We start from the raw sequence: 5,892 nt of genomic DNA, 5'->3' as shown, positions 1-5,892 counted from the left end.
CGGCCGATTCGCCGATCCGCATGCCGAGCCGCTGGTCGGCGCCTTCGAAGTTGCGCAGGATGTCGCCGGCGCGCGCGGCCAGCGACTGGGCCGTTTCGATGGCGCGGGCGACCAGCTTCTGGTCGGCGGCATCGAACGTGCCTGCAATTTCGCTTGCACGAGCTGCCAGATGGTCGGCGGTGTCCTGAGCCCGGGCGGTCAGCTGATCTGCGGTTTCCTGGGCGCGGGCGGCGAGCTTCTGGTCTGCCGCTTCGAAGGTGCCGGCGATCTGATTTGCGCGAGCGGCCAGTTGATCGGCGGTTTCATGGGCACGGGCCAGCAGCGAGCTGGACGTGTCGTCCGCGCGGGCAAGCAAGGCGTTCGACGTATCTTCTGCACGGGCGTGCAGGCGACGGTCGGCCTCCTCGAAGGTGCGGGCGATGTCTTCGGCCCGCGCCAGCAGGGCGGCGGAGGTCTGCTCGGCGCGCTCGGCGATCTTCCGGTCGGCGTCGCTGAACGCGGCACCGGCCTGCTCGTGCAGGGTGCTGGTGACTTCCAGCACCTTTTCGCGCAGGGCGCCGGCGACAAACACGGCGCTCTTCTCGAGCACGGCGCGGACGTTGTCGACGCCTGTCGAGAGCGCACGTTCCATGGTGCCGGCGCGCTCCTCGATGATGCCGGTCTGGCGACTGAACGCCTGCTCGATCTTCTCGACATCGGCAGCGATCGCGTCGGAAATGCCGGTGCTTCTGGCAGCGATCTGGTCGATATGGCCCGACAGCGAGCGGTCAACGTCCTTGCGGGTCTCGGCGAGCCTGCCGAGATCGTCTTCCAGCGCGCGGGTCAGCATATTGCGGCCTTCGGACAGCTTGCCGACATGTCCGGCGATGACGTCGTCGATGTCGCTGCGGCTTTCGGTCAGCTTCTGCAGGTCGGCTTCGAGGGCGCGTTTGAGAATGTCGCGGCCCTCGGCCAGCTTCTCGACCTGGCCGGCAACCAGACCGTCGATGCTGGAGCGGCTTTCGGCCAGCTTGGCGAGATCGGCTTCCAGCGCGCGCTTGAGAACATCGCGACCTTCGGCGAGTTTCTCGACCTGGCCGGCGACCAGACCGTCGATGCTTGAGCGGCTCTCGGCCAGTTTGGCAAGATCGTCCTCGAGCGCCTTGGACAGGGTCGAGCGCTCCTGGACAAGCCTTTCCGCGTGGCTGTTAACGAGGCCACCGACGTTTTCGAGGTCGGCTTCAAGCGCTTTCGACAGCGTCGAACGATCCTGGACGAGCCTTTCGGAATGGCTGTTGACCAAGCCATTGACGCTTTCGAGGTCAGCCTCGAGTGCCCGGGCGAACTGTGCCCGGTCATCGACCAGTTTCTGCGACTGGTCGGCAATGGTCCCCTTGATCGCATTGAGGTCGGATTCCAGAGCGCGCCGCAGAATATCTCGGCCCTCGGACAACTTCTCGACCTGACCCGCAACCAGCCCGTCGATGCTGGAACGGCTGTCGGCCAGCTTGGCGAGGTCGTCCTCAAGGGCCCTGGACAGGGCGGAGCGGTCTTGGACAAGCTTGTTCATGTGATCGGCGATGACGCTGTTCACATTCTGCAGGTCGGCTTCCAGGACCCGGGAAAGCTGACCGCGATCCTCGGCCAGCTTTTCCGACTGGCTTGAGATAACGCCCTTGATCGTGTTCAGGTCGGATTCCAGCGCGCGCTTGAGAATGTCGCGGCCTTCCGCCAGCTTCTCGACCTGACCGGCGACCAGACCGTCGATGCTCGAACGGCTTTCGGCCAGCTTGGCAAGGTCGGCTTCAAGGGTCTGCGACAGCAGGCTGCGGTCCTCGGCCAACCGTCCCGAATGGCTTTCGATCAGGCCGCGTATGCCGGACAGATCATTGTCGAGCGAATGGGAAAGCTGCGTGCGGTCTTCCGCCAGTTTGGCGGAATGGGTTTCGATGAGGCTCTTGATGCCGACGATGTCGTTTTCCAACGCCTTGGCGAGCACGGCGCGGCCTTCGGCGATTTTTTCCACCTGACCGGCGACCAGACCGTCGATGTCGGCGCGGCTGTCGGACAGTTTTCCGAGATCGGCTTCCAAAGCGCGCGACAGAATGTTGCGGCCCTCGGCGAGTTTTCCGACATGTCCGGCGACCATTTCATCAATGATCGTACGAGCTTGCACCAGCTTCCCGGAGTCTTCATTCAAGGCAATAGAGAGCCTGTTGCGACCTTCTTCCAGCCTTTCGAGATGGCTGCCGAGCGATGCATCGATGGCCGCCCGCGATTCATTGACCTTGCGCAGATCCTCTTCGAGAGCGCGCGAGATCAGGCTGCGGCCTTCGGCCAGCTTCTGCACCTGGTTGGTTACTGCCGCATCGATGCCGGCGCGGCCCTCGGCGAACTTCGCCAGGTCGGCCTCCATGGCCGCGGCCATGCGCTCGCGGCTTTCGGACAGTTTCCTGCTGTGGTTCTCGACAGCTTCCTCGATGCCGACGCGGGCGTCGGCGAGCCGCTGGATGTCACTGTCGAACGAACGCGACACGACGTGACGGGCGGCTTCCATGCGTCCGGCGAAGTCGCTGGCGCGGGCTTCGAGCATAGAGGAGGTCGAAGTGACGATGTCGGCCATGTCGGCGCCGATCTGGGTCTTGCCCTGATCGATCATCGCCGACAGCGTGTCCTTGCTCTCGGCGAAGGTGTGCGCGATTTCGCGGGCGCGCTCGACCAGCGTTTCATTGATCTGGCGGGCGCGGGCCTCGAGTGCCGCATTGAGCTTCTGCGTTCCGGTGTCGAGCGCCTCGGCGCGGGTCTGGAACTCGCTGATCAGCGCCTGGCCGCGTTCGGCGAGCGTGCGCTCGATGCCGTTGAGGCTGGCCTCGAATTCGGAATTGAGGGTGCGCGCGGCGCCGCCAAGCAGCGACACCATGCCGGTGGTGCGATCGTCGAGTAGATCGGTCAACGACCGCGTCAGTCCGTCCGTGGTGTCCGTCAGCTTGGCAATGCGGGTGTCGAGAAGGCTGGCGAAGGCCTCGCCCGAGGTCGACAGACGGTCGGTGATCGAATCGAGCCGGCCTTCGACGGAATCGAAGATCGACATCGAGCTTTCGTTGATGCGGTCGATCAGCGTGTCGCCGGAATTGGTGATCGTCATCGACAATTTGGTCGATGCATTGAGGATCGAGTCGCGAATGATGTCGGAAGCCGCGCCGATCTCGTCCTTCAGCGTCTCATGCGCGCCGGTAATCGAGGCGCGGACGCGCTCGGCATGGGTGACGACGGCTTCGCGCTCGCTGCCGAGGCCGTCGACCAGCGAACGGATGCGGGATTCATTCTCGGAATAGGAGCGTTCGATCTGGTTGACTTCGCTGTGGACAAGCGTTTCCAGTTCGACGGCGCGGGCAAGCGTGCGTTCGATGCCTTCGCCCATCGCCGCGACCTCGCGACGAACGGCCTGGCCGATCATCATGACGCGATCCTGGGCAAGGTTTTCCGGCTCGGTCAGGCGGAAGGCCACTTCGGTCATCGACTGTGCGGCGATGCGCATTTCCTGGGCGCGGCGAATCATGGCGGCGAAGGCCCAGAACAGGATGACAGGCACGATGGCCGCGACGGCGAGGCCGATCAGTTCCGGACGGGCGAGGAACTGGTCGAGCGTGCGGATTCTCCAAATGCTCGGTCCGAAAAGCAGATTGGCCAAACCACCGGCACCGGCGAACCAGGCGAGCGAAACGAAGGCGACGACCCAGTAAATGGTGTTCGAGGCACGCCTGTTGAGGCTGTGCAGGAGCGTCTTGTAATCCTTCTGGCGATCGTCATTGGCCGGCGCGAAACCTGCGGGCTGGGCGCCATTGCGCGGTTCCACGGGGCGCAATTCGGCAGGTTTGGCCTTGGGCGCGGGTTTCGCGGCCTGGTTTTGGTTGACCACCGGCTCCGGGTTCTGTTCCGGCTTATGATTGCGTCCCTCGCGCGCCAGCTCGTCGGCCGCCTGGGATATCTGCGCTTCAAGATCCTCCATCGAAGCCGCGATATCGAGGTCGCCGCTGCCGATCTCATTGCTGAGGTCGAGATCGAGCGCCTTTTCCAGTTCCCTGGCCACTTCGCTGTCGAGAGTTCTCGTCGTCGGTTTCTTTGCCATGCCTTCGCTACCCTGTACTAGCTGCCGCGGGCTTATAATTTTGTTTGTCTTGCCCCGCGCAGGAGGCTGAAAATGGACCCCTCGTATCGTAATGACACAGGGGGGTAAAGAAAACATGCATTCCGCGGGATACGTAAAACTTTAAATATAAGGTTAACGGAACTGTGATTTGGACGCCGCTTTGGCAACATTTTTCCGGGCCATTCATTAACCCGTTGTCCATTGGATTCGCCTAGGTTTTTGGGCGAGTCGAAGAAACGGAGTTCGAGTTCATGCGTGGCGAAAGCGGCATCGCCTTCTCAATGCCCGGGGGAGATGTATCCGGACCAAGACGGTCACGGCCGGTCGATTTGGCACACCTTGCCCGCCAGACGATGGGTGACCGCAGCCTAGAGCAAGAGGTTCTGGCGCTATTTGTACAGCAGGCGCTGTCCGTGCGCGACAGAATAGTCGACGCCGATATCAAGGACCGGCTTCTGCTCGCCCATGGATTAAAGGGTTCGGCACGGGGCGTGGGCGCCTTTGCCATCGCCGATTGCGCCACCGAGATCGAGCACCGGCCGGAAGACGGCCAGACGCTCAAGCGGCTTGGTACGCTGATCGACGAAGTGCGCGATTTCATCGCCGCCATCAACCGCTGAATCCGCGCCGAATCCGATTTGCGGAAAAACGTCATCGGGCGGCGCTTTCATGCGGCAGTTGACTTGTCAGCCGGAGTGATTATCTCGGCTGCAACTCCCTTCAGGTGACAAATGACCAAGCTGACTTTCATTGCCCATGACGGCACGCATTTCGACATGGACGCCGAGAACGGCTCTACGGTCATGGAGAACGCGATCCGCAACGCCGTGCCCGGGATCGAAGCCGAATGCGGCGGTGCCTGCGCCTGTGCCACCTGTCACGTCTATGTCGACGAAGCCTGGACGGCTGAAGTCGGCGAGCCGGAAGCGATGGAAGAGGACATGCTGGACTTCGCCTACGACGTCCAGCCCAATTCGCGCCTGTCATGCCAGATCAAGGTCCGCGATGCGCTTGACGGCTTGGTCGTGCGGGTGCCTGCCCGCCAGGGATAAGCGCAACCTTTTTGCCAACTGATTTTTCCCGCTGTGGCTTGGCAGCGGGGCGATGGTCATGCAGTGTCCTGCTGTTTCACCACAGCGCCGCGCGTCCTCTTGGACGCGCAACGGACGCTGTAGCACTTTTATTTGCGCATGATCCTTTCCGAAAATCGTTCCGATTTTCGGGGTCATGCGCAGCGAGGCACAGGCATGACCGACATCACCAGGACAGACGTGCTTATTGTCGGGGCAGGGCCGGTCGGCCTGTTTGCCGTGTTCGAGCTCGGCCTGTTCGACATGAAGTGCCACCTGATCGACATTCTCGATCGGCCGGGCGGCCAATGCGCGGAACTTTATCCGGAAAAGCCGATCTACGACATTCCAGGCTGGCCTTCGATCTCGGCGCAGGGGCTGGTCGACAAATTGCTCGAGCAGATCGCGCCGTTCAAGCCCGATTTCAGCTACAACCGAATGGTTTCCAGCCTGGAAAAACTGGAGGACGGCAGTTTTCGCGTCACCACCGACGAAAACGAGGTGTTCGAGGCCAAGGTGGTGGTGATTGCCGCCGGCGGCGGCTCCTTCCAGCCCAAGCGTCCGCCGATCCCCGGCATCGAGCCCTATGAAGGCAAGAGCGTCTTCTATTCGGTGCGCCGGATGGAGGATTTTCGCGGCCACGACCTCGTCATTGTCGGCGGCGGCGACTCGGCGCTCGACTGGACGCTGAAC

At 62.5% G+C, this 5,892-nt stretch carries 4 protein-coding genes; 3 read left to right on the top strand and 1 reads right to left on the bottom strand.

Features of this window, described 5'->3' with window-relative positions; all coding sequences use genetic code 11:
* Positions 1-4,108 (bottom strand): kinesin (locus EN925_RS19945; protein ID WP_128336837.1); only part of this gene is annotated, 4,108 nt, incomplete at its 3' end.
* Between the two features lie 272 nt (positions 4,109-4,380).
* Here EN925_RS19945 and EN925_RS19940 point away from each other — a divergent pair.
* The 3 genes from EN925_RS19940 to EN925_RS19930 form a co-directional block, all read left to right on the top strand.
* Positions 4,381-4,749, top strand: a complete 369-nt coding sequence (locus tag EN925_RS19940; protein WP_023813039.1) for an Hpt domain-containing protein — start codon at positions 4,381-4,383, stop codon at positions 4,747-4,749.
* Between the two features lie 111 nt (positions 4,750-4,860).
* Positions 4,861-5,181, top strand: a complete 321-nt coding sequence (locus EN925_RS19935; RefSeq protein ID WP_013531878.1) for a 2Fe-2S iron-sulfur cluster-binding protein — start codon at positions 4,861-4,863, stop codon at positions 5,179-5,181.
* A 195-nt stretch (positions 5,182-5,376) separates the two neighbouring features.
* Positions 5,377-5,892 (top strand): NAD(P)/FAD-dependent oxidoreductase (locus EN925_RS19930; protein WP_164894292.1); only part of this gene is annotated, 516 nt, incomplete at its 3' end.

It is taken from the genome of Mesorhizobium sp. M7A.F.Ca.US.006.04.2.1 (assembly GCF_004022915.1).
Taxonomy (GTDB): Bacteria; Pseudomonadota; Alphaproteobacteria; order Rhizobiales; family Rhizobiaceae; genus Mesorhizobium; species Mesorhizobium ciceri.
The sequence above is the reverse complement of the archived record's forward strand: the minus strand, read 5'-3'. Positions and strand labels throughout refer to the sequence as shown.